Below are 1,148 nucleotides of genomic sequence, written 5' to 3'. Positions count from 1 at the left end.
AACTAAAACGAAGGAGTTTTCTATGCGCAAATCACGATACACAGACAGTCAGATCTTAGCGATTCTGAAACAAAATGAGAACGGTGTACCCGTTCCAGAGCTTTGCCGTGAACACGGTATGAGCTCGGCTCAATTTTATAAATGGCGCGCCAAGTTTGGCGGCATGGACGCATCGATGATGAAGCGTCTCAAAGAGCTTGAGGACGAGAATAAACGTCTCAAGAAAATGTATGCCGAAGAGCGACTCAAAGCTGAGATCCGCAAGGAAGCCCTTGAGGGAAAGCTGTAAAGCCATCTCAGCGCAAGGAGATGGCACGAGCTGCCATTCAACGCCATGGTATTAGCGTTCGTTTTGCCTGTGTTTGCATGGGTATTAGCGAGAGCTGCTACCACTATCAAAGCAAACTCAGCGATGAAAATGCTGTTATTGCTGATTGGTTGCTACGCTTAACCACCGCACAGAAGCGCTGGGGTTTTGGTTTATGCTTCTTGCACTTGCGTAACGTGAAAGGGTTTCGATGGAACCACAAACGCGTGTATCGCATTTATCGCGAGCTAGAGCTGAACTTACGGATCAAACCCAAGCGTCGCCTGCGACGCGATAAACCTGCCCCATTAAGCGTTCCAACAGCAATGAACCAAGTTTGGTCGATGGATTTTATGTCTGATAGCTTGGCTGATGGCCGTTCACTGCGAACATTTAACGTTATCGACGATTACAATCGCGAAGGCTTAACCATTGAAGTTGATTTGTCGTTGCCAAGTGCTCGAGTGATTCGTGCTTTAGAGCAAGTTATTGAATGGCGCGGCAAACCGGCTGCTATTCGTTGCGACAATGGCCCTGAATACCTTTCGGGTGAGCTCATCAGTTGGGCTGAAAAACATCAAATTACGATGCTCTATATTCAACCCGGCAAACCAACTCAGAATGCCTATGTTGAACGATTTAATCGAACAGTACGACATGAATGGCTCGATTTACACCTGTTTGAAAGCGTCGAACATGCACAAGAACTTGCCACTCAGTGGCTTTGGCTTTATAACAACGAACGGCCTAACACGGCCATCGGAGGCATTCCGCCCAAACAATTAACGCAAGCGGTTCATTAATTCTACGAATAGCTGCTGCTTAAAATGGGGGGATTACA

General features: G+C 47.0%; 1 protein-coding gene. It reads left to right on the top strand.

Annotation, left to right across the window (positions count from 1 at the left end):
* Positions 1-22 precede the first annotated feature (22 nt).
* Positions 23-1,110 (top strand): IS3 family transposase gene (locus CWI84_RS11685; RefSeq protein ID WP_126842773.1). Its coding sequence is split into 2 segments (ribosomal slippage): positions 23-284 and positions 284-1,110, totalling 1,089 coding nucleotides; the frame shifts between segments, so codons are not numbered across the junction.
* The last annotated feature ends 38 nt before the right edge of the window (positions 1,111-1,148 follow it).

The sequence above is a fragment of the Idiomarina tyrosinivorans genome, from assembly GCF_003987475.1.
Taxonomy (GTDB): domain Bacteria; phylum Pseudomonadota; class Gammaproteobacteria; order Enterobacterales; family Alteromonadaceae; genus Idiomarina; species Idiomarina tyrosinivorans.
The sequence above is the reverse complement of the archived record's forward strand: the minus strand, read 5'-3'. Positions and strand labels throughout refer to the sequence as shown.